General features: G+C 36.1%; 1 protein-coding gene. It reads right to left on the bottom strand.

Features of this window, described 5'->3' with window-relative positions; genetic code table 11:
- Nucleotides 1-232, bottom strand: a 232-nt coding sequence (locus tag PZE06_RS29405; protein WP_275792597.1) for a hypothetical protein, incomplete at its 3' end; no start/stop codon positions are given.
- Nucleotides 233-255 lie beyond the last annotated feature (23 nt).

Genomic DNA, 255 nt, shown 5'->3' on the forward strand with positions numbered 1-255 from the left:
TGCGCTGGTCCCACAGTTGAGTACCTAAAACCATATCAAATGCAGCAATTCTTGATGAATCAATCTGAAATACCACTATTCCTTTGGATTTAATGACACAAAACACGGAATTACGCAAACGGTCGTGATGTACAGTTAACGTGGTATTTATGTTCTTGTTTTCTTTTATTAAATTATTACTTCTGTCATACAACCTTGAATCATAAGTTACTGGGTTAAGTAAAGGACGCACGACAGAAAACGCTCCATACAAAA

Source organism: Robertmurraya sp. DFI.2.37, assembly GCF_029211245.1.
Lineage (GTDB): Bacteria > Bacillota > Bacilli > Bacillales > Cytobacillaceae > Robertmurraya > Robertmurraya methanolica_A.